The sequence below is a fragment of the Flavobacteriales bacterium genome (genome assembly GCA_020635855.1).
Taxonomy (GTDB): Bacteria; Bacteroidota; Bacteroidia; order JACJYZ01; family JACJYZ01; genus JACJYZ01.
On the sequence record JACJYZ010000002.1, the window covers coordinates 1295300 to 1319348 of the forward strand.

The 24049-nt window shown below is 47.3% G+C and carries 19 protein-coding genes; 17 read left to right on the forward strand and 2 right to left on the reverse strand.

The window, feature by feature from the left end; all coding sequences use genetic code 11:
* Window positions 1-9: 9 nt before the first annotated feature.
* Window positions 10-855 carry a T9SS type A sorting domain-containing protein gene (locus H6585_05365; GenBank protein ID MCB9447758.1) on the reverse strand — a complete coding sequence of 282 codons (846 nt, stop codon included), beginning with the start codon at window positions 853-855 and terminating at the stop codon, window positions 10-12.
* A 69-nt stretch (window positions 856-924) separates the two neighbouring features.
* Window positions 925-2127, reverse strand: a complete 1203-nt coding sequence (locus H6585_05370; GenBank protein ID MCB9447759.1) for a T9SS type A sorting domain-containing protein — start codon at window positions 2125-2127, stop codon at window positions 925-927.
* 2149 nt (window positions 2128-4276) lie between these two features.
* On the opposite strand from H6585_05370, the gene H6585_05375 reads away from it, so the two are divergent.
* The 17 genes from H6585_05375 (at window position 4277) to H6585_05455 (ending at window position 24010) form a co-directional block, all read left to right on the forward strand.
* Window positions 4277-4825, forward strand: coding sequence for a sugar transferase (locus tag H6585_05375; protein ID MCB9447760.1), 549 nt, complete (start codon window positions 4277-4279; stop codon window positions 4823-4825).
* Window positions 4826-5056: 231 nt separating this feature from the next.
* Window positions 5057-5677, forward strand: a complete 621-nt coding sequence (locus H6585_05380; protein ID MCB9447761.1) for a polysaccharide export protein — start codon at window positions 5057-5059, stop codon at window positions 5675-5677.
* A 4-nt stretch (window positions 5678-5681) separates the two neighbouring features.
* The gene (locus H6585_05385; protein ID MCB9447762.1) at window positions 5682-8042 is read left to right on the forward strand and encodes a polysaccharide biosynthesis tyrosine autokinase; all 2361 of its coding nucleotides are present in this window, start codon (window positions 5682-5684) and stop codon (window positions 8040-8042) included.
* 152 nt (window positions 8043-8194) lie between these two features.
* On the forward strand, window positions 8195-9688 hold the full coding sequence (locus tag H6585_05390) for a hypothetical protein (GenBank protein ID MCB9447763.1): 1494 nt from the start codon (window positions 8195-8197) through the stop codon (window positions 9686-9688).
* Between the two features lie 2 nt (window positions 9689-9690).
* Window positions 9691-11049 (forward strand): MATE family efflux transporter, encoded by a 1359-nt coding sequence (locus H6585_05395; GenBank protein ID MCB9447764.1) that lies wholly within the window; start codon window positions 9691-9693, stop codon window positions 11047-11049.
* A gap of 5 nt (window positions 11050-11054) precedes the next feature.
* Entirely contained in the window at window positions 11055-11978 is a 924-nt protein-coding gene (locus tag H6585_05400) for a glycosyltransferase family 2 protein (GenBank protein MCB9447765.1), read from the forward strand.
* A 4-nt stretch (window positions 11979-11982) separates the two neighbouring features.
* Window positions 11983-13230 carry a hypothetical protein gene (locus H6585_05405; protein MCB9447766.1) on the forward strand — a complete coding sequence of 416 codons (1248 nt, stop codon included), beginning with the start codon at window positions 11983-11985 and terminating at the stop codon, window positions 13228-13230.
* A gap of 40 nt (window positions 13231-13270) precedes the next feature.
* Window positions 13271-14119, forward strand: a complete 849-nt coding sequence (locus tag H6585_05410; protein MCB9447767.1) for a glycosyltransferase family 2 protein — start codon at window positions 13271-13273, stop codon at window positions 14117-14119.
* 12 nt (window positions 14120-14131) lie between these two features.
* A complete protein-coding gene (locus H6585_05415) occupies window positions 14132-14986 on the forward strand; it encodes a polysaccharide deacetylase family protein (protein MCB9447768.1) in 855 nt (284 codons plus the stop codon).
* Window positions 14983-16056 carry a DUF354 domain-containing protein gene (locus tag H6585_05420; GenBank protein ID MCB9447769.1) on the forward strand — a complete coding sequence of 358 codons (1074 nt, stop codon included), beginning with the start codon at window positions 14983-14985 and terminating at the stop codon, window positions 16054-16056. The genes H6585_05415 and H6585_05420 overlap by 4 nt, the downstream gene beginning before the upstream one ends.
* A 33-nt stretch (window positions 16057-16089) precedes the next feature.
* Window positions 16090-17082 carry a peptidoglycan bridge formation glycyltransferase FemA/FemB family protein gene (locus H6585_05425; protein ID MCB9447770.1) on the forward strand — a complete coding sequence of 331 codons (993 nt, stop codon included), beginning with the start codon at window positions 16090-16092 and terminating at the stop codon, window positions 17080-17082.
* Between the two features lie 4 nt (window positions 17083-17086).
* A complete protein-coding gene (locus H6585_05430) occupies window positions 17087-18160 on the forward strand; it encodes a DUF354 domain-containing protein (GenBank protein MCB9447771.1) in 1074 nt (357 codons plus the stop codon).
* Window positions 18161-18194: 34 nt separating this feature from the next.
* Complete coding sequence (locus H6585_05435) at window positions 18195-18947, forward strand: hypothetical protein (GenBank protein MCB9447772.1); 753 nt, start codon at window positions 18195-18197, stop codon at window positions 18945-18947.
* Between the two features lie 40 nt (window positions 18948-18987).
* Window positions 18988-20814 (forward strand): asparagine synthase (glutamine-hydrolyzing), encoded by a 1827-nt coding sequence (gene asnB / locus H6585_05440; GenBank protein ID MCB9447773.1) that lies wholly within the window; start codon window positions 18988-18990, stop codon window positions 20812-20814.
* 14 nt (window positions 20815-20828) lie between these two features.
* A complete protein-coding gene (locus tag H6585_05445; protein MCB9447774.1) occupies window positions 20829-22253 on the forward strand; it encodes an MBOAT family protein in 1425 nt (474 codons plus the stop codon).
* A 15-nt stretch (window positions 22254-22268) separates the two neighbouring features.
* Window positions 22269-23276 (forward strand): hypothetical protein, encoded by a 1008-nt coding sequence (locus tag H6585_05450; protein ID MCB9447775.1) that lies wholly within the window; start codon window positions 22269-22271, stop codon window positions 23274-23276.
* Window positions 23273-24010, forward strand: a complete 738-nt coding sequence (locus tag H6585_05455; GenBank protein MCB9447776.1) for a polysaccharide deacetylase family protein — start codon at window positions 23273-23275, stop codon at window positions 24008-24010. The genes H6585_05450 and H6585_05455 overlap by 4 nt, the downstream gene beginning before the upstream one ends.
* The last annotated feature ends 39 nt before the right edge of the window (window positions 24011-24049 follow it).

Below are 24049 nucleotides of genomic sequence, written 5' to 3' on the forward strand. Positions count from 1 at the left end.
CTGGGTTTGTTATTGGATCACGATGCGTGTTGAAGCGTTGAAGTCATTTTCGCCGGTTGCCTGTATGAAGTACAAGCCGGTGTTGGAATCGGTATTGATTGAGATCTCGTACGTGTTCGGTTGGATGGTTTTTGATGTAAATGGTATCAGTCTTCCCAAAACATCGCGAACAACAATATTCATTATCGTGTTGTCAGTAGGCGCTGTCAGCTGGAAAGTTCCTGTTTTGCTAGGATTCGGGTACGCATTTAGTAAGTATTCTGCAGGTGATGCAGGGGGGTGAACACCCACAAAGTCTGGAAAGAATCCGCTGGCGCAGCAATATTCATATCCATTTCTGATGCATCCATGTACAATATCATAACATGCTTTACAAAGGCAGGTTCCTCCGGATGTAGATTGGCTTACACAATTTGGATGATCACACGAACCGGGGCCATCCACGATGCACCCCTGTTCAGTGCCAATATAGTTTCCAAGCAACCTCCATTCAGATGGAATTCCCTGGATGTCAACCGTGATTTCAAAACACTCTTTGTTGCCAAGTATTGGAATGAAAATATTTCCGGTGGAATCATGCATACACTCCAGGCAACCCCATTGGATTTCGTTTCCAGTAATTACGGGTGTGAATGAAGTGTTCCCACCATTTTGAATGTTGCTAATTGTGTCTGGTGATGTGGATAGAATTGTTCCCCCGGTTATGGATAATAGCCACCCTTTGTTGGGTTTTTTGCCGTTTGTTTCATCAATACAAATGTTGAATTGTATCCGGTAGATATTATTACCCAGATTTTTATATCCGTTAAAAATAGCACTATGTCCATCGCACCCCCAAGTACTGGATTGAGCCATAAGAACAAGGAGTGTGACAAAAATTCCCGTTCGTAAAAAGTTGACTATGTTAATTTCTGATAGCATAGTTTATTCAATCATGACTCTGGTTGCTGCAGAAAAATCATTCTTTCCGGAGGTTTGTACAAAGTACCATCCGGGAGGAAAGGGTTCCTGCAGAGATATGAGGTAAACGGATGTTGTTTGAGGGTGAATACTGCATGGTACTTTTCGTCCAAGTATGTCTCTCACTACAATGGATTCTGCTACATTTTCTCTTGGTATCACCAGGTGGAAATTGCCTGTATGGCTTGGATTGGGAAAAACCCGAATGGCTTGCTTGGCTGTTTCTGTGGCCGGTGCGCTATTGATGAGGTTGGTTTCATCGCGAAGGCATGCTGAAAAGTAGTGACTGTTCAAATCGCCGGCATTGATGGTATCGAAAGGAATGTTGTGGTTTTCAGCAATGATATTGTCGTAGAAGTAACCGGATACGTATATCTTATTTTCACGGTAATGAATTCCGTATGGGTCAACCGTTGCCGTGCCAGCCAGTTGCCGGATCCATACTCGCTTGCCGTTCTCATCGACCGTGTATATGAATGCGGAATTCGCGCCTGGGCATACCAATGTTGTATCATCCAGGTGCAATGAGTCACTGAACATGCCGGTTATTGAGAAAAGGTTGCCATTTGTAGAGGCTGCCCTGGGGATGTCTTGATTGATGCCGCCAAAGTGGTTGGCCCATATCATTTTTCCATTATTGGTATATCCAAGAAGAAGCACGTCGTAGCTGCCCTTGTTGTGATAATCGAGGCTATCCAAATAAGTGGCATAATCTCCGCCAACCATGATGCGATTGTTTTTGTTTACTGAAATGGTGTTTCCGTGAACTTCTCCGGGGCCGGTTACATGTCGGATCCAGCTCAAGGAGCCGTTCTTTTCGTAACGCGCAACAAATAGGTTGTGGTTGCTGCCATACGCGTGCAGTGTAGTTGATTCGAAGGTGGCGCCGTCGCTGTAGCTCCCTGTAACATAATAGGCGTCAGGTGAAATAGCTACTTTGGATCCGTTATTTCCGCTGCCGGAACACATGGCTCCCCATTGGAAAATACCGGAGGGATCCACCTGCAGTATGAAGAATGTTTTTCCACTCAGATTGGGCAGTGAAACATTGTCTTTGTTTATGTTTCCATAGAACTGTCCGGTCAGGACCAGGCTATTGTCTGTATCCACCTGCAGATCCTGTGGCATGCAAAAGATCATGTTGGGGATGTGGACTTCGCTTTGCAAGTGACCCTGAGGGTTAAACTTCGCAATGAATAAGGTTTGGTTTGGGCTCTGGGTTGAAATTAAGGTTGTGTCTATGAAAGCCGAGTCATTGATTCCTCCTGTAACTACGATATTCCCAAGTTTATCAATCGTCAGTGCTGAAGCTTCATCGTTAAGGGCGCTACCAATGGTGCGGACCCAAAGGGTTGAGCCCAACGTATCTTGGGCCATAACGAAAATGTCACTGTTGCCGCGACTTACAAAGGTATCAGTATCAAAAATAAGGGTGTCTCGGAAGTTGCCCGTAATGTAGATGCGGTCAGATTCGTCGCGTACAACAGCAGTGGCAATGGATCGGTCAATCCTTACTGACGCATCAATCCATTGCAATTCCTGTGCTTTAACTTGAAAGCTTAGGTAAACGCATACCACTTGAAACAGAAGTTTTTTCAGCATGCAGATTGTGTTACCAATTTGATATTTAGCTCATTGGGCGGAATATTCCGTTATTAAATCTACTGGAAAATCGGGTAATGAACAAACACGGCCAGTAGGAGTAGGGGATTGAGATGTGTTTGTATTGTGGTTTGAGAAGGATGAAGATAAGCGGTTTCAGGGGGCTTAAATGTAAGCAAGGTGCAAGGTGCTTTTTGATCAAGCTAGTTTTGGTTAATTCTTAGGATCTCCGGTAGGTTAAAAAGTGATTAAAAAATACATCACGTTTAAAAAAAATAACAAAAATATTTATTCATTCTTTCGTGAAACCTTGAATCCTTATTATGGTATACTCCCCTAAGCGAACTACCTATAAAATCTGTGCCGGGCGTAGGAATCTGTTTATGTCTTTTTGTTACCAAGAAAATGGCATGTTTTAAGTGTGGTTCCATCATACATTAATTTCTATTATATTGCTGGTTATCTGATATGTATGGATATTTTGTGAGTGATCTTTCCTGTTTGTATTTAAATTCGACTAGAAAGAAATAGATGCAAAAAAAAGTTAAAATTGGCCATTTGAAGGCTTTGTGGTTCGTTCTTTTTGGCATATAGGTAACTTATGTGTTTGCCATGCGTAAGAATAACCGTTTTTTTTGAATAAAATTAAATGTAATTTATTGTTTTTCTGTTAGATATGGTAGTTTGCGTCCGTAATCGATCAGGATATTTGACAAAGTAGAATTACTCTATTGGAAAGGTGTGTTTGGTTTTGATCGAGGTTAAGGTTGTGTTGATCTAAAAAATAAAGCAGATGCATATCCGGTGTTCATTGAGATGAACCTGCCTTTTCAAAAATGAAAAAGAGCAACGCTAAAGAGGAAATTTGTCAGTTGATGCTTCTCTTTTTCAGATGTGTATGTCGTATTTTTGTGTAAATTATCACTTAGCAGTTGAGATAATTACATTCAAAATGGAATTTGTCAGGTGTGAAAATCCACTGGTGAGAAGTGTGTGTCATTATCAGTGTACGTAATTTTACCTGTCGTTTGATGCAGTTGAATGTCAAAAGATCTTAGTTAACATGGAAGAGAAGATGGTAGCGTCGGTTGGTTCTCCTCAACTGGATGAGGAGATAAAGAAGGTTTTTCTTTCCGAGAGCACTGAAAAGGTGCTGAAGTTTTTTTCCCGACAGGGCAAAGCCAGTAGTCATGATGAGGAATTCAGCAAAAAGGAACAAAAACTAAAAAAGATTATTCAGGATGAGGCCGGGGAAGACATCCTTAGGTTTATAACTGAACAGGCTCCGCTCAATAGTGACCGGACGATCTTATTGCTTTCATCAACGGATATTACCTATGAGGTGTCGCTCTCAAATTCCAGTCAGATTAAGACTGTCATTGATTTGGGTGTGATTAACTACAAGAATGATTTGAATACTTATTTCCCCTTGGTGAACAGTGTGTTACCGGATGCTGGCATCTATATTGGTTGTGTGGAAACCACCAAGCATCGTTGGATCCGGTTCAGCAAAGGACATCGCTGGATTTCGGCTAAAGTCATGTGGATGTTTGATTTTATGGTGAACCGGGTTTTTGCCAGGTTGTCTTTCACCAAGTCGGTCTATTCTCTTCTGTCTCGCAACCGCTATTTTGTGGTTTCAAAAGCAGAAGTACTGGGTAGGTTGAGTCATGCCGGTTTTGAGATCATTGGTTATGAAGAAGCCAATAATTTGATGTATTTCTCGGCCATGAAGACAGGGTTTCCGAGCAAGAAGAAGAATGTTCCCGATGGCCTGCTGCTTAAAATGAGGCGTGTAAGTAAAGGTGGAAAGATGATTGGTATCTACAAGGTCAGGACGATGCACCCTTATTCAGAATACATTCAGGATTATGTTGTGAAGATGAATGGTTATAATGACGTGGGTAAACCAAACTATGATTTCCGCATTACCAGTTGGGGTAAGCTCATTCGCAAGCTGCATATAGACGAAATACCACAGTTGATTAATGTGTTGAAAGGTGAGCTGGCGATCGTGGGGGTGAGACCCTTGACTCAATTTGGCTTTAAATCGCTTCCTGAGGATCTTCAGAAGGAACGTATCAAATACCGTCCCGGCTGCATTCCGCCTAACGTTGCATTGGGGTTAACGGGGTTTGATGGCGTCGTCCGGGCAGAAAGAATTTATCTGCATAGCCGGAAAAAGTATGGTGTTTTGGTTAACTTCAAATACTTTTGGATGGCCATATACAATATGGTCACAAAAAGAAAGTTGAGTGCCTGAAATCAGTCACTCAGAAAAACGATAGTAAAACCAATTGCCATACTTGATTGATCCCTTGATACCGGAGGTGCTTTTATGAACAGATTATTTGCCGCGATTTTATTGTTATTTGCTTTGGCTTCCTGCGTTCCCCAGCGAAAAACAGTTTATGTACAATCCACCAATGAGACCAAAAGTGGTCTGGAAAATTGGACGGGTACAAAACAACGACTCAAGATCAGCCCATTTGACATGCTGTACGTTCGGGTGACATCTATTGACAACCCGGAGTACAATTTCTTCAATGAAGAAAATAAGATCAATACGTCGATCACAGATGCCAGTCTTGCAGTCACCTCCTATACAGTGGATGAAAACGGGTATATCCTGCTTCCGGTTATCGGCAAGGTGAAAGTGAGTGACTATACCCTCCAAGAGGCCGCAAAAGTGTTACAGGAGCATCTGAAAGCTGTGCTCAGTTCTCCCATTGTTTCCATTCGTTTTGTCAATAATTCCATAACCGTCCTCGGTGAGGTGAACAACCCGGGAACTTATTCGTATACATCCGAACAATTGAACATTTTCAAGGCCATTGGGATGGCGGGAGACATTTCAGAATACGGTAACAGAAACGAAGTGATTTTGATTCGCGAGAATGGAAGTGAAATCCAGAAGAGACGGATTGATCTCACCAAAGACCAGGTGTTCAAGTCGGAATACTATTACCTGCGTCCCAACGATGTTATTTATGTGTCTCCCTTGAAGATTCGCCGCTTCGGCATGAAGGAGGTACCGTATTCACTCATTTTGTCGGTTGGAAATACCGCCATGGTTGTACTGGTGTTTTATTTGAACTATATTAATTCGCGCTAGAAGAATGGAGAGCGGACAGTCGCACGAAAGTTTTTATTACGTCAAATATGCCCTGCAGAAACTCAAGCAGTATTGGTATTTTTTCGCTTTATCGGTTGTAGGGTTCGGTAGCCTTGCGTACTTCGTGAACTGGTATCTGCAGCCGGTATATGAGGTGGGAAGCCTGATTCTGATTGATGAATGGCACAGCAGCGACCCCTCGGATGAGTTCATGAAGTCGTTCTCCATTTTTACCCCGACCAGTGATATCAACAAGGAAATCCGCAAGCTGAAGTCCTTTGAGCTGATTCATCAGGCCCTCGAGCAAACCCATGCGGAAGTCAGTTACAATGCGGTGACCAACACGATCCGAAAGATCGAACTCTACGATGACTGTCCCTTTCGGGTGGTGATTGATCGGGAACATGTGCAGCCGCTCGGGGTGAAGTTCGATGTTGTTCCCGTATCAAATGAAAAGTTCCGGTTACATCTTGAGAAGCCGGATGGCGAAATAGATCTCTATAATTACGCCAGGGAAGAGCAGTCAACAACCGACCCTTTCGGCATCGATCAAGAGTACAAGTACGGAGACACCATTATAACCCCGGCCCTTAGCCTGATCGTTTACCGGAACCTTGAAAGAAACGCCCATTTTGCCAATGAAACCCGGTACCAGTTCAAGTTCAATGACCTGAACCGGTTGATGTACGATATTCAAAAGGAACTTACCGTGGAGCAGGTAGGGAAAGATATCCAGGCCATCAGTATCAAACTGAAGGTGAAACGCCCGCAACGTGGCATCGACTTTATCAATGAGCTTACCAAAGCTTATGTCCTGCGCAATCTGGATAAGAAAAGTTCCATGGCTGAGAACTCCATCAAATATATTGATCGCGAGATTGCTTCCATTGAAGGAACACTGACCGAAAATGAGTCAGACCTGCAAAAATTCCGGTCAGCCCACAAAGTGATGGAAATGAAAACCGTTTCCGATCAGGCATTTAAAAATGTGGAAGACCTGGAAAGCCAGAAAGCTGAACTGGAATCCCGTGACAAATACTACAATTATGTACTCGATAATGTTGACGGTGATCACGGCAAGGTGAACCTTGCCATGCCCTCTTCCATGGGCGTGAATGATCCTGTGCTCGCGGGAATGATTGAAGAATACCTGAAGCTGAGCATCGAAAAGAACAACATGGTGGAAGGGGATAAAACCATGAACCCTTATTTCAAAACCATCCAGGACAAAATGATGGGCCGGAGAAAAGCCCTGATGGAGTACATTCAGTACATGGTGAAAACCAATGACGTTTTGCTGGCTTCAGTGGATAGCCGCCTGAATGAGGAAAACTCAAAGATCACCCGGCTGCCGGGAACCGAAAGGGAACTGGGGGGCATCGAGCGTAAGAAAGGCCTGAATGACGAGGTCTACAAATACATGCTTCGCAAAAAGGCGGATGCACAGATCGCAAGAGGCGCCAATCTCCCGGACAACGATATCCTTGAAGGTGCCAAGCTGACCCAGATGGATCCCGTGGCCCCGAAAAAAGCCATTAACTACCTCGTGGCCATATTCGCCGGATTTACACTGCCGTTTTTCTTCCTGGGCATCAAAACCATACTTAATAACGCCATCCTGGATGAGCAGATGCTGCTGTCCGTAACACGTCTGACACTGATCGGACGCGTGTACCGGAAGTCAGGCCAGAAAGAACTCTCCATCCTCGAAGATTCACCGAAATCACCGGTTTCCGAATCCATTCGTTCATTGCGTACCAACGTGGAGTTTTTCGCATCCGACCAACAACATAAAGTGATTCTGTTCACCTCATCCATGTCCGGAGAAGGTAAATCGTTTTGCTCGCTTAACCTGGCGCACAGCCTGTCATTGGCTAAGCGTAAAACGGTAATCATTGACTTTGACCTGAGACGTCCCAATGCTTACGAACCGTTCAATAACGAACGACCCGGACTCGTCGCTTTCCTGAATGGTGACACAGATGATGTGGATGCCATCATCGCACCCACCGGTATTCCGGGTTTTGATTGTATCAGCGTAGGTGATGTGCCGGAAAACCCAGCAGAGCTGGTTGACTCGGAACGAACGCAATACCTGATCGATCAGTTGAAGGTGTCATACGACTACGTGGTGATCGATACCGCCCCCGCCGGGTTGGTCAGTGAAACATTTGTGTTGATGAAATACAGCGACATGAAAATCATTGTCGCACGCAAGGGCGTAACCCTGCGGTCCGGTCTTTCCAACCTGGTTGGTGAAATTAAATCCAAAGAAATGGAAGATGTCTACTGCCTGCTGAACGACGTGGATGTGACAGGAACCGTTTACGGCAGAGACAACAAATACTTTAATAAGAAAGCATAGCCTTGCTATGCCGTGTTAAGGTAAGATGTGCATGAACCCGTCGGTTGGTTCCCGTGAAGTGTCTTATAACTTAAAAGTGAAGAATCGCGAATGAAGATGTGATGGAGATGGGGGATGATCACTAAATCCCGGTACAGCATTCGCAACAGGCTATGGCAAATTCTACACATGAATTATTCGGCGCAAGACAATTTCTGTTTTCACCGGTTACCTGTGATCAACTGGAACACTGGCAGCATGTGCGGCTGGGAGGGAACCACCTGTATGCGCATCCCCTGATCCAGGTGGATGTTGCCGGGAATGAACCAACGGATACCGAACTCGCACTTGTCGGTCACATCATAGATCCCGACCAGCCGAACCACCAGAACAAAGACATCCTCAAAGATTTCCTTTCAGGTGATACAACCGTTGACGGAATCACAAAGAAACTTTACCGCTATCCGGGGCGCTTTGTGCTGATCGTTCGCAAAGCCGATCAATGGTATGTTTTTCATGATGCATGCGGACTGAAATCCGTTTTTTATACGCGCACAAACGGTCAGCTGTATATGGCATCCCAGCCCTTGCTGCTGAAACATGTGTTGCCATTGAAGGAAGGAGAACGGTTCGATGAGTACCAGGCTTCCGTTTTCAAAAAGGCTACACTGGAACACTGGATTCCCTGTGGAATATCGTTGTTTGAAGATGTTCAGCAATTGGTGCCCAACCACTACCTGGATGTAAGGAATTACACACAGGTGCGTTTCTGGCCCGTTCGACAGTTGCAAAGAATGGACATGCAGGAAGCGGTGGAGAAGGCGTCCGAGTTGCTGAGGAAGTCTGCAGTGGCATATCACCACAGGTTTAAACTTGCCCTGGCCCTCACGGCCGGTTTCGATTCCCGAACCATCCTGAGTGCCTGCAAGCCCGTTGCCGATGATATTTACTTCTATACCCTGCAGTACCGCAAACTGAAGAAGGGTTCGACTGAGTTGAAAGTGCCCCGGAAGATCCTCTCCGCATTCGGTTACAAACACCATGTGATCGATTGCCGCAAGGAAGTGGATCCCGGGTTTGCAGCGGTATACAATGCCAATTCGGATATGGCGCATCTGTGCGACTGGGGCGTGATCTCGCACGGCATGTCAGCAGAATACCCGTCTGACAGGGTGGCTGTGAAAGGCAACTGTGCTGAAGTTGGGCGCTGCTTTTACTATAAGCATGGTACGCACGAACCCGTGACATCTGCTTCCGATATCGTGAACAGGATTCCGCACTGGGATAAGCTGCCATTTGTGAATGTACGCATGCATGAATGGTACGAAGAACTGACAACGTCCGATGCCCTCCATGGCTACGATATCCTGGATATGTTTTACTGGGAACACCGAATGGGTAGCTGGCAGGCACAAAGCCAGCTCGAATCGGATATGGTATATGAATCGGCAACACCTTATAACAACCGGGAATTGCTGGATATCATCCTGGCCGTTGATCCTGCCTTCCGAAGCAAACCCGATTTCACCTTCTTCCGCAACATCGTGATGCGATTGTGGCCGGAAGCACTGGATGTGCCCATCAATCCGCGCTCATCTTTTCATTATTTTCGCGTGCTTAAAAATGTCCTGAAAGCCAAGCTGAAAGGCCGGGTCAATTATGAATAGCCATGTTATCCTTCTTTAACAAATTCCTCTCCGGCACGCACGCCCGATCCGTCAAAGCGATCAAGAACATCATCAGCTCCTTCGCCATCAAAGGCGTGAGCATGGTTATCAACATCCTTCTTGTACCGTTGACCATTCATTATCTGAGCCCTACCAAATACGGCTTATGGCTTACCATCGGCTCCATCATGGGTTGGGTGAATTTCTTCGATATCGGACTTGGACACGGTTTGCGAAACAAGCTGGCAGAATCTTTTGCAAAGGATGATATGAAAAAGGCGCAGTCCTACGTGAGTACAGCGTATGTTTCCATTGCCGCGCTCAGCATGGTGGTGTTTCTGATCTTCAGCATTGCCAATCATTTCATCAACTGGTACGAGTTGCTCAATATCCCGTCCGATATTGATGAAGACATGCATGCCATTACCTTGCTGGTGTTCCTAATGTTTTGCATCCAGTTCATTTTGCAGCTCATTAACAGCATATTCCTGGCCAACCAACAACCGGCGCGTGTTTCCTTCAACGCCATGCTCGGTAACATTCTGATCCTGGTGGGTGTGCTTCTGCTGAAGCAGTTCGGAGACGGATCGCTTTACCAGGTGGCTTTGCTGTTCTCTACCATGCCAGTACTTGTGTTGCTGGTCATCAATCTCTTTTACTACAGAACCAGCTTCCGTGCGTACTATCCGAAATTCAGTGCCATTGATTTCAAGGCGCTCGGCGACGTGTTGAACCTGGGTGTGAAGTTTTTCATCATCCAGGTGACGATCCTGGTGTTTTATGAAATGAGCAACTTTCTTATCAGTCGCTATTTCGGACCCGGAATGGTGCCGCCATACACGGTGGCATTCCGCTATTTCGGTATCCTCACCATGGCTTTCAGCATCATCATGTCGCCATTCTGGTCGGCCTATACCGAAGCCTATACCAAAAGGGATTTTGCATGGATCACCAAGTCTATCCGGCAGCTTTTGCGCATCTGGTTGCTTATGGTTGTCGGGGCGGTAGTTATGTTGATTTTTTCCAAGCAGATGTACTTCCTTTGGGTGAAGGATGAAGTGACGGTGGATTTCGATATTTCTTTGTTCATGATGATTTTTGTGGTGGTCACATCATTTGGTAACATTTTTATCATGTTGCTTAACGGCATCGGAGATATACGTTTGCAGATGATCGTGAACCTGATCGGCATGGCAGCCTTTTTCCCGGTTTCCTATTTGTTTGCCGTGATGTGGGGCATGGGCGTGGCAGGTATCATCCTGGCCACCATCATTTGTAGTTTTTACGGGCCGGTGATCGCGCCCTGGCAGGTGAGGAGGATATTAAGGAATGCAGAAGCGATGCAGTCCGAAAAGCAATGAAGACAATGACGAATCAACAATTACTGACAGCCGTTATTCCTACGTTCAACCGCAAGCGGGAGCTTTCGCAGTTGCTCGGGCAGCTCAAGGCACAACAGCAGCCCGACGTGCGGTTCAATATGGTGGTAGTGGTGGATGGTTCCACCGACGGTACCCTGGAAATGCTCCGGGATGAATACCCCGAGGTGCACGTGGTATCCGGCGACGGCAACTGGTGGTTCACACGCTCCATCAACGAGGGATGCCGCTATGCCGTTGAACAACTGAAGTCGGATATCATCCTCACCCTGAATGACGACGTTCAACTTCCGGATCATTACCTGCGCGACATCACCAAAAGTTATTTCGATGCAGGGGCAAACGTGATCATGGGATCGGCGTCGTTTTCCGTGAGTACACCCCGACTGATCACCTTTTCAGGATTCAAGAGCCAGAACCGCCTGCTGCTCAAGTACCACAAATACGTGCCCCCGTTCACATACATGGAACCGGGTGAACTTACAGGCTATGTGCCATCCATCACATTACCCACCCGTGGCGTGGTGATGCCGGCCGATGTATTGAAACGCCTGAACTATTTTGACGACAAGACATTTCCTCAATACAATTCCGATTACGATTTCGTGCTCCGTGCCGCCCGCAAAGGCGTGAAAGTGTTCGTGAGCTATGATGCATACGTGCTGGAAAACATGCAGCTGACCAGCGGCGGCAATCCCCGGCTGGTGAAGAGTTTCGGTGCCTACCTGCGCAATATTTTCAAAAACCGGTATTCCTCCAATTACTTCTTCAACCAGTTGAATATGTCGTGGAGATTCGGGTACAAACTGTTGTTCCCGTTTTATTTCTTCGTGGCAGTGGCTGTGATCCCGTACGTCTACATCAAGTACAAACACTCATCCCTGAATAAGGTGGTGGACGGAAAAAATTAGCGCTATGCTCAGAAGGATACTGGCATTACCGATGAAAGAACTTGTCAACTACGCCGCGGTGTTCGGCTTGGTTGCGGTTAGCGGTATGCCGTTCTTTTTCAAGTCGGCACTGAATTCTGTATTCCTTTGCATGTTTGTGCTGTTCGTGTTCCTGAAAAGAAGCATTCCCTTCAATCCGAAACACCTGGCCATTGTGGCAGTGTTCTTTTTCGTGGAGGTGCTGCAGGATATCTTCATCTATGACATTGCCATTGCCACTTTCATCGGAAGTTATACCCGGTTCTTTCTGGCCATTCTTACCGTTACAATTTGCGACAGGAAGTTTACCCGGTATTACGTGAACATCATTTATGTGCTTACCCTGATCGGGTTTGTGTTCTACGTGCCTTCCGTGTTATCCAATAATGTGAGGGGCTTTTTCGAAAGCAGCATATGTCCGTTTTTTCCGCCACTCGGACTGGGTACCGAAGACAACCCGTTTTATGACCATCAGCCCACGGTGATGATATACACGTTTCACCCTGTGCTGAAAGAGTTCCGCAATTCGGGTCCGTTCTGGGAACCCGGTGCATACGGGGTGTTCCTGTTGTTTGCGATCATCTTCAACGTGATCCGCACCGGAACCCTGATCAACAAGAAAAACATCGTGTTCGCCATCGCTGTGATCACCACCATCTCTACCACGGGGTATGCGGCATTGTTCGTGATTGTTACATCCTTTTACCTCGTGAAAGGCACAATATCCAACCGGTTGTTCATGGTGTCGATGCTGGTGCCCGTATCCATCCTCATGTTCGTAAGTTTCGATTTTCTGGGGCAGAAGGTGGAAAAGAACATGGAGCTGAAAGATGACCCAAGTTCCAGGTTCGGAAGCGCCTATGCCGACGTGCAGGACTGGGCAACCAGCCCCTTCATCGGATGGGGAAAAGGAGAGATGCGGTTTGGAGGGCGGGAGTTCACTTTTTTCAGTGATGACCAACATCGTAACAATGGGTTATCCGATCTCCTCGCAACTTACGGTATCTTTGCATTCATTACGCTTTTGGTTAACTATTTCAGAACGCTCAAAACCATGTGCCTGTCGCACTCATTTCCTCAAGGATTCGCACCGCTGGCTTTTGCCGTGATCCTGCTACTGGGGTTCAGCCAATCGCTGTTTCAGTACCCGTTCTTCCTCAGCATCATGTTTATGCATATCATTTATAAAGACAGGCTGGGGCGTTTGGGGATGACGCCGGTGGAAGTGGAGTGATGGGAATTAGGAATTAGAAATTAGGAATTAGGAATTAGGAATGAAATACTATGTGATCACACCTGCGAAGAACGAGGAAGCCTACATCCGGCTCACACTCGACTCCATGGCTCAGCAAACATTGAAGCCTGAGAAGTGGATCATTGTGGACGACGGATCCACCGATAATACCGGGAAGATCGTGAAGGAATATGCCGACCGCTTCCCCTGGATCGCGGTCATGACCCTCGACAATAAAGGTGAACAACGTTCCTACGGCTCAAAGGTGATCCGGGCTTTTAACAAGGGTTATGCGAATGTACCCGCCGGAGACTATGGTTTCATTGTAAAGCTGGATGCAGACCTGTCATTCCCTCCGAGCTATTTCGAATACATTGCCAAAGCCTTTGATGCAGATCCCAAGGTCGGCATCTGCGGTGGCATCATCGTAGAAAATGAAGGTGATTTTGATATGAAGGTGGCACGCCATCCCAGGGTGGAGGGTGCCTTGAAAGCGATCTGTAAGCCCTGCTGGGATGCGATCGGCGGATTTGTGGAAGAGAACGGTTGGGACGGACTCGACCTTCTGCATGCCCAATACCTGGGCTGGAAGGTGGCCAACATACCCGTTCCGGTGAAGCACCACCGGCCTGAAGCGGCGGAGTATAAGTCGCTCAAATTCTTTTACAACAACGGGATCACCCATTACCGCCAACGAAATGACGTATGGCTTACCTTGGTTCGTGGTGCTTTCATGATGAAAAAGAAGCCGTATATATCGGCAAGTATGAGCTACCTTCGGGGATATTTCGGCTCGTGGATCCGGAGAAAACCCAGGCTGGTCGACAAGGGCCTGGGGAAGTTTATCCGGACGTATCATTATCAACGCTTGTTCAGTTTTAAACGATAAATCAACCGAGACGTGCTGAGGGTATCATTGACACACGATGTGGATCGCACCAGGAAAACCTATCAATACCTGACGGGTTTTGCCAAGAGCCTTATGAAGGGGAAAATCGGCGATGCCCTGTACCACATGACGCCTCCCATCAAAAAGGAGCCGTACTGGAACATCTACGACATCGCCGCCCTGGAAGATTCCTACGGCGTGCGCTCTACCTTTTTTATGCTGGATGAAAGCATCCGCTTCAATCCTTTCAAGCCCTCCACCTTCGCCCTGGCTGTCGGTCGTTATGACCTGTTTGAACCCAAGATCCAGGAAGCCGTTCGTTACCTGGATGCCAACGGTTGGGAGATCGGGGTGCATGGTTCTTTCCTGTCTTATAACAACAAGGAGTTGCTGGGCAGGGAAAAGCAACGGCTCGAGTCTATCCTGGGGCACCCGGTGAAGGGCACCCGTCAGCACCACCTCAACATGGACGATACCACGTGGAAGATCCACGAAGAACTCGGCTTCGTGTACGATACATCCTGGGGCTCCAACTATGACATCGGTTTTGTGGATGGGAAAATCAAACCGTTCCAACCCAACGGAACCGCATTCACCGTGTTCCCCATGGCGGTTATGGATGTGACTTTCATGCCGGCCGCAGACAAGTGGGAACAATACGAAGCCCTGCTGGATGAAGTGGATCGCAACGATGCGGTGCTGGTGGTGAACTTCCACCACAGGGTTTACAACGATAGAGAATACCCGGGATACAAGGCTGCCTACCAACGTATCATCGAAACGGCGCTGAAACGGAACGCGGAGTTTGCACCGCTGATCCGGTTTTACGACCATTATGCTCCCAAACAATCAAATCAACCTTCGTGAAAATCTTCATCGACATAGGGCACCCGGCCCACGTGCATTATTTCAAGAACTTCATCTGGATCATGAAGGAGAAAGGGCACGAGGTGACCATATCAGCCAGGGATAAGGAAGTGGCGCTGACCCTGCTGGATTACTACGGCTTTTCTTATACGAACAGGGGGAAAGGGAAAACCGGTATCCGGGGCAAGCTTTCCTATATGCTGAAAGCCGACCGCTTCCTGATGAAAAAGGCGAAACACGAACATCTGGATGTGTTCCTGAGTTTTGCTTCGCCCTATGCCGCGCAGGTGGCATGGTTTTCTGGAAAACCGCATATCGCATTTGATGACACCGACCACAACATGTTCGGTCACATCATGTATGTGCCCTTCACCAAGGCCATCCTTACTCCCAAGGTATACCTGAAGAACCAGGGCTCCCGGCAAATTCGTTTCGACGGGTTCATGGAGTTGTGTTCCCTGCATCCCAAAAGATTCAAACCCAATCCGGAGGCAGCTGCAGAACTAGCCGAGCTGGGCAAAGACGGCAAATACATTGTGCTTCGGTTCGTGTCCTGGCAAGCCAGTCATGATATCGGGCTCACCGGCCTGTCACTCGAAGAAAAATACAGGCTGGTGCGGGAGCTGTCGAAGTATGCCCGGGTGGTTATCTCTTCCGAAGCGGCATTGCCCGATGACCTGAAAGGCTATGCATACAGCACCCATCCCGCATACATGCATGATGTGCTCAAAGGTGCTTCCCTGCTGGTCAGTGAGAGCCTCACCATGTCGGCGGAGGCTGTGTTCCTGGGTACGCCTTCATTGTGCATCAGCACCGCTCAGGCAGGTACCCTGGATGAAGAGGTTCGGCTGGGGCTGATTGAGATCTTCCGCAAAAGCGACGGCGTAATTGAAAGGGCGCTTGATATCGTGAAAGATGAAGATTACAAAAGGAAATTCGAACAGAAGTCGATCGATGTGATCAAGGACAAGATTGATGTAACCGCCTTCATGGTGTGGTTCGTTGAAAACTACCCGGAAAGCTTCAAGGTCATGAAACAGGATCCGGATTATCAAAACACATTCAAATAACCAATTAAACGCGTGTAATATTTCCTAGTGATCATGAAAATAACAGATACACCGGATCGGAAGAAGTGGGCGGATTTTGTTTTGGGACATCCGTCTGGAAATATTTTTCAAACGCCAGAACTGTACGATGTATTCAGGGCTACATCCGATAACCATGCCGAGGTGATCGCGCTCGTGGATGATAACGGCGACATTGCCGGGTTGATGGTCTATACCATCCTGATGGAGCCCGGTGTGAAAAAGTTCTTCTCCACCAGGTCCATCGTGACCGGCGGACCGCTGGTGAAAAACGATGACCTTGCCATTGCCCGCCAGTTGTTCACAGCCTATTGCAAGAAGATCAAAAAAGCAGGCGCCATCTATACCGAGGTTCGCAACCTGTTTGATATAAGTGCCCTGAACCAGGCTTTTCTCGACGCCGGGTTCTCTTATGTGGAACACCTCACCATACACAACGACCTGCAATTGTCTGAAGATGATATGCGAAAGACGCTGCACCGGGGAAGATACTCCAACATCAAACGGGCCATCAATAAAAACCTGGTGGTGCGACAGATTACTTCCAAAGAAGAAATTATGCGCGGTTACGAGATGATCGTGGATACCTACGAACGGGTCAACCTGCCTGCGCCTCATCCGGATTTGTTCCTGAATACTGCAGACTTTCTGAAAGAGAAGGCCCACCTCGTCGGATGCTTTATGGATGATAAGATGATCGGCTGCAGGGTGTACTTGATCTATAAAGACAGCATGTACGACTGGTACGCGGCAATCGATAGGGAGTATTCCAAATACCAGCCCAGCGACATCACTCCCTGGAAGATGATGTTGTGGGGGAAGGAGCAGGGTATCAAGATTTATGACTTCGCCGGTGCCGGCAAACCGGATAAGGAATATGCCGTCAGGACGTACAAACTGAAGTTCGGTGGGAAATTGCTGAGTTTCGGAAGGTACATGAAGGTTCACAAACCCCTGTTGTTCCAGGTGGGTAAAGCTGGAATGAAATTATATAAATATATTCGTTGATTCTGTGCGAATCCTGATCGACATAGGCCACCCTGCCCACGTGCATTACTTCAAGCATTTTATCTGGCTGATGCAGATGAAAGGACACGTGTTTTGCCTGATATCAAGAGATAAAGAGGTTGCGTTCAAACTGCTTGACTACTACAAATTGCCCTATCTCAACCGTGGAAAAGGTAAGGATGGATTGATAGGCAAGATGATGTATATGTTGCAGGCGGATTGGTTCGTTTGGCGAAAAGCCATGAAGTTCAAACCCGACATGTTTATCAGCGCCGGCTCCATGTATGCGGCTCATGTGGCCTGGTTGATGCGCAAACCCCACATCGCCCTGGATGATACTGACCATAACAAAATGCAGCACATGCTGTATGTTCCATTCACCAAAGCCATCCTGACCCCGAAGGTGTTCCAGCAGGACTTCGGAAAAAAACACATACGTTTCGATGGTTTTCTTGAACTAGGTGCCTTGCACCCCAACAGGTTCAAACCTGCAGAACAACTGCCGGAAGGTTTTGCGCCAGGTGAACGGTATGTGATCCTGCGCTTCGTTTCCTGGACCGCAAGTCATGATATAGGATTGAAAGGGCTTTCAGAACAAGATAAATACAACCTTGTCCGGGAATTATCGAAATATGCCCGCATAATCATATCTTCGGAAAGTGCTTTGCCGGACGACCTGAAAGAATATGCATTCAGGGTGCACCCCGCCATGATGCATGACGTGTTGCACAATGCCAGCCTGCTTGTGAGTGAAAGCCTGACCATGGCTGCGGAAGCTGCCTTCCTGGGTACACCTTCGCTGTGCATCAGTACTGCGCAGGCCGGAACATTGGATGAAGAGGTGAGACTGGGCCTGATTGAATTGTTCAGGGAAAGTGCCGGACTGGTTGAGCGAGCGGTGGAGTTGGTGAAACAGCCTTCGTACAAGGAGGCTTTCGCCGAAAAGACAAGAAGTATTTTGAAACAAAAAACCGATTTGACCGATTGGATGGTCAATTTCGTGGAAAACTATCCGGCCAGCATGCACGATGCGCAATTGCTCCCGGACCAAACATTAAAGGAAAAGAAGTTTGCTTAAGTTTTATCTTAGCGTCCATTTGTAGCCACGTTTTATGGCAAGAGATTTTACATTAATATCATATGAACATTTGTTGGTTGCCCTTCAGCAGAAAGGCTACCGCTTTGTTACGTTCGAGGAATTCCTGACCACATCACCGGAAGGTAAGATCGTCATCATGCGCCATGATGTGGACGATAAGCCCCTCAATTCTCAACATACCGCTGAGATCGAACACAAACTGGGGATCCGGGGGGTATACTATTTCCGGATTGTTCGCCAGAGCAATGATCCCGCAGTGATTCGTGCCATTGCCGAGATGGGGCATGAGATCGGATACCATTACGAGGATCTTGCACTGGCCCGTGGGGATTTCAAAAAAGCCATGGAGAATTTCGAAAAGAACCTCAAGTATTTTAGGGAGTTCTATCCCGTGCGTACCATCTGTATGCATGGTAGCCCCACCAGTAAATGGGACAACAGGAAGGTCTGGGAGAAATACAAGTACAAGGATTTCGATATCATCGGTGAACCTTATCTCGACCTGAACTTCAATTCATTTTGCTACCTGACGGATACCGGCCGGAAATGGAACGGCGACCAGGTGAGCATACGGGATAAGGTCCACTCACCGCATCAGTTCAATTTCAGAAAGACAAAGGATATCATTAAGAATATAGATGCATTGCCGGAACAGGTCATGATTACCGTTCATCCCCAAAGATGGAACGACCCTATGGTGCCATGGGTGACGGAGTTGGTATACCAGAATGCCAAGAACCTGGTGAAATGGTTGATCATACGGTGAGTACATCCTTTAAAGCAATGTACAAAACGATGGATAGCATATGTGTGGGATAGCCGGTATAGTGAACTTTTCGTCGGAAGCTGTTGATCCGGCAGCGATACAAGACATGATGAACCGGATCAAGCATCGCGGTCCGGATGATGAAGGTATGTTCCTTCGCGATCACGTGGGAATCGGACATGTGCGGCTCAGCATTATCGACCTTTCTTCCGCCGGGCACCAACCGATGTTCAGCAACGACGACCGTTATGCCATCGTGTTCAATGGCGAGATCTACAATTATGTGGAACTCCGCGAAGAGTTGAAGGACGGGTACAGCTTCAGATCCAAAACCGATACGGAAGTATTACTGGCTGCTTACATCAAATGGGGTGAGCAATGCCTGCCGCGTCTGAACGGTGATTTTGCATTTGCCATCTACGATACCCGGGAGAAAACACTCTTCGGAGCCAGGGATCGTTTTGGAATCAAGCCGTTTTATATCTACCGGAATGAACAAAGGTTCGTGTTCGCATCCGAGATCAAGTCGGTGTTGCCCCTGGTAGACCAACTGACCCCCAACGAGAAGTCGCTCTACGAATACCTGGTTTATAACCGCACGGATCAGTCGGACGAGACCTTCTTCGATTCCGTTCACAAACTTCACCACGGCCACTGCTTTACCATTCGCAACGGCAAGGTGGATATCCGAAAGTGGTACGATCTCAAAGAACAGGTACGCTACCCGTCGCCCATGACACCCGGGCAATACAGGGAAGAATTCAGGAAATCCGTTGGGTTGCGACTGAGGAGCGATGTACCGGTGGGAGTTTGTCTCAGTGGCGGCATCGATTCATCAGCTGTTACCTCCGTGTTGTATCACGATTTCAACCTGAAGGAAGTCAAAACGTTTTCAGCTGTTTTCGAAAAGGGTTCCTGGGCGGATGAAAGTCCGTTCATCAACGCCTTCCAGGCTGAGTTGAACAACATGTTCTACATACAGCCCACGGCTGAAACGTTTTATGATGAGTTCAAGGGTTTCGTAACCGCGCAATGTGAACCCATTCCGGGCGTGAGCCCCTACTCGCAATACAAGGTGATGCAGCTGGCCAGCCAGAACGTGTCGGTCACACTCGATGGGCAAGGGGCTGATGAGATGCTGGGCGGATACAACTACTTTTACGGGGGGTATTTCAAGGAACTGCTTCGCAGCCTGAAATGGATCACGCTTTGCCGGGAACTGATCGGTTATGGCAAACGCAACCCTTCCAAAGATGCCTATGCGTATTTTCTGTTTTACCTGTTGCCGCAGGGCCTGAAGAAGTACGCAGGTCGCAAGACGTATGGAAGCATCTCTACCGAATTCTATGAAAAATACAAGAACGTTTCAACCATCTCCAGTGACCTGTATGATCCCCGGACATTGCATGATTCGTTCCTGCAACATTTTGAACATAAACTGGAGCATTTGCTGAAATGGGACGATCTGAATTCGATGCGGTTTTCCATCGAATCCAGGGTGCCGTTCCTTGACCACAACCTCGTTGAGAAGACGTTATCACTGCCGCCCGACCTCGTGTTGAAAAACGGTGTGAGCAAATACATCATGCGTGAATCCGTGCGGGATATTTTACCGGCTGCCATTTACAACCGCAGGGATAAGAAGGGTTTTACCACCCCGTCTGATGAATGGTTCAGGTCGAAGGCTTTCCAGGCCTACATTCAGGATATGCTCCATTCCGCCGCTTTCAAACAGAGGGGATATTTCAATGTGGAAGATTGCCAGAAAAAGTACCAGGCGCACATTGAAGGCAAAGGCAATTTCTCCAAAGACATTTGGAAGTGGATTAACCTGGAAGAATGGTTCCGGATATTCATTAACCGTTGAGATAGTTATTTCCCATGATTTTCAATTCTTTTATTTTTTTCGTTTTCCTGGGCGTAGTCCTGCCCGTATTTTATTTACTGCCCAACAAAACAAGCAAGAACGTATTCCTGCTCATCGCCAGTTATTTCTTTTATGGTTACTGGGATTGGCGGTTTTGTTCGCTGCTCGCTTTTACAACGCTGGTGGATTACTTCATCGGCAATGCTATTCATAGGACGGAAGGGGAGGCGAAGCGGAAACGACTCCTGATCGTTAGCCTGGTGGTGAACCTGGGTATCCTTGGGTTCTTCAAGTATTTCAATTTCTTTATTGATAACATCCGGGATGTATCAGCGGGATTGGGGTTCAAACTCGACTTCATTCACATGAACATCATCCTGCCCGTGGGGCTTTCATTTTACGTGTTCCATAACCTTTCGTACATCATAGATATTTATCGTCGTAAGATCGAACCTTCGCAGAACATCATCGACTTCGGTTTGTTCGTAACGTTTTTTCCTCAATTGGTGGCCGGTCCCATCGGTCGGGCAAGTGCATTGTTGCCTCAATTGTCACGCAACCTGAAGCCCACACGCGCACAGGTGTATGAAGCCATCCCGTTGATCGTGTCGGGTTTGTTCAGGAAAGTGATGATAGGCGATACAACCGGCCGGTTCGTAGATCACATTTTCGAAAACATGGAAGCCTACAAAGGCATTGAACTGCTGAGTGCCCTTGTCTTGTTCTCCATCCAGATCTATGCCGACTTCTCCGGGTATACCATGGTGGCCCGGGGCACGTCGAAACTCTTTGGCGTGGAGTTGATGAAAAACTTCGAACAACCCTATTTGTCACATAACATCACCGAATTCTGGAGGCGCTGGCATATTTCGCTTTCTTCATGGCTACGCGACTACCTGTACATCTCGCTGGGCGGTAATCGCAAAGGTCAGACCCGCACATACGTGAATCTCATGTTGACCATGTTGTTGGGCGGACTGTGGCATGGTGCCAGTTGGAACTTTGTGATCTGGGGCGGACTTCACGGTCTGTACCTGGCGGTGCATAAGATGTATTCAAAAGGGAGATCCATTCAGGCGGAGAATGTATGGCCCGTTTCATTCCGTTCCGCGCTGAGTATGGCAGGAACATATGTGTTGGTGCTGTTCACGTGGTTGTTCTTCAGATCCACATCCTGGGAAACAACGCGCATCTTCTTCTCCAAGATGTGGCATTGGGAAACAAGCGAATATACCGGTTGGTTTGTGTTGACCACACTCACTTACCTGGTACTGATCGTGGCCATGGACCTGGTGTTGTATGCCACGCGGAAGGAAACGGAGTTGGACAGGATATTGTCGGTGCCGCTCCGGTATGGTGTAATGGCCGGAACGTTTTTCTTTACAATGATGTATCTCTACCAGTCGAAACCGATGCCGTTCATTTACTTTAAATTTTAAGCGGTACCAGGAGAAATGAAAAAAATCAAATCCATATTGCTGTTCGGAATCGGCTTCGGTATTGTTTGTTTGACGTTCGGACTGATCCTGAAATTCGGTGGAATTATGTCGCCCATCCTTATGATTGATCAGGAAAACGGCGAACGGTACATGCCGGATAAAATGTGCTGTTCCATCTTTAACTATGAGGGATTCGGGCTGGCCAGGACCAATGAAGACGGTTGGTTCGGACCTGCTTTTCATGATAATGGCGAAAATGATGTGTCACTTGCGGTGCTGGGAAATAGCTTCATTGCGGCACGACAGGTGTTTTACCGACATAATTTTCTTTCGCTCTCCGAAGCCATACTGCAGGGAGAAAGGCGGAATGTGCATCTCTTCAATTTCGGCAAGGAAACCATGCCGCTCAGGGAAGCATTATATATCAAGGAAGAACTGGAACAAAAATATCACCCGGATTATTTTGTGGTTTTCATTAACGAAAGAAGCCTGGGCAACGAAGGCCGCTACATTCCTTTTTATGAGCTTACCGGCGATTCCCTCACCTTGAACACGGACTTTCAGCATAAACCCTTTGTAAAGAACTATTCCAAGCTGGAGTTTCTGACAAGTTCGTCACTCGTGTTTCTGACTTATCGGGCAAAGAATCGCATTCCAGAGTTCAAGGAAATCGTTTTGGATAAATTCTACCCATCGGAAAATGAAGCAGAAGCGGATGCGAAGATCGACAGGGAAGTAGATGAGGTGGATGCCGCCGTGATCCGTAAATTTGCTTCGGATAAAAGGGTGATCTTCCTGCTGGATATCAATGAAAAGCGAAAGGAACAGATCCGGTCCCTGGTGAATGGCGCACCCATCATTGATGTGAAAACCGCGTTGAAAGAATTGGAAAATCAGGGTGTGGATCCGTATTTCTGGCAAGTGAGCAATGAGAGAGGGCACTGGAACCATGCTGCCCATCGGGTGATTGCAAACACATTTGTGGCACAGCTGAAGGCGATTCTGGATAAAGAAAAATCATGAGCATTTACAACAAGGTCAGAAGGGCGGTAGCCAAAAGAATCGTGAACAGGAAGCTTCCGTTGAACCTGTCTGAGGCTATTGTGACCTTTACGTTTGATGATGTGCCTGATTCCGGTATGGAAGAAGGCATGCGTATCCTCAATACATTTGGCTACAAGGGGACTTATTACGTGGCCCTGAGTTTTTACGATCACAACCGGACCGACGGAATGCAGTTCAACCCGAAATACCTGAAACAAGTGGTGGATGGAGGAGGAGAGCTGGCGTGCCACACATACAATCACATCCATTTTTATCAATCTGGCAAAGCGCAAATCAGGGAAGATCTGGATAAAAACCGCCAACGGATGCAGGAATGCATCGAGGGTCTGTCCTTTACCAATTTCTCCTACCCATACGGAGAGCAAACCATCACAGCCAAACAAGCGGTGAAGAACCGGTTTAAAACCGCAAGGGGGGTGAACAGCGGAATCAATCACGGTGTGATAGACCTGATCAATCTCAGGGCCTATCAGTTGGGTGAGCAGATGCGTATGCAGGATGTGTACAACCTGATCGATGAAGCCATTCGACTCAAGGGATGGCTGATTTTTTTTACCCATGATGTGGAAAATAAACCTTCCATTTACGGATGTACCCCGGCCATGTTGGAGGGAGCTGCAGCCTATTGCAAAGAAAAGCAGGTAAAGGTGCTGACCATGGATCAAGCAGCAAATGCCATCGGTGCCCGCTAGGGAGTTCTCAACAAACCCTTGTTGTTTTTAGTTCAACTT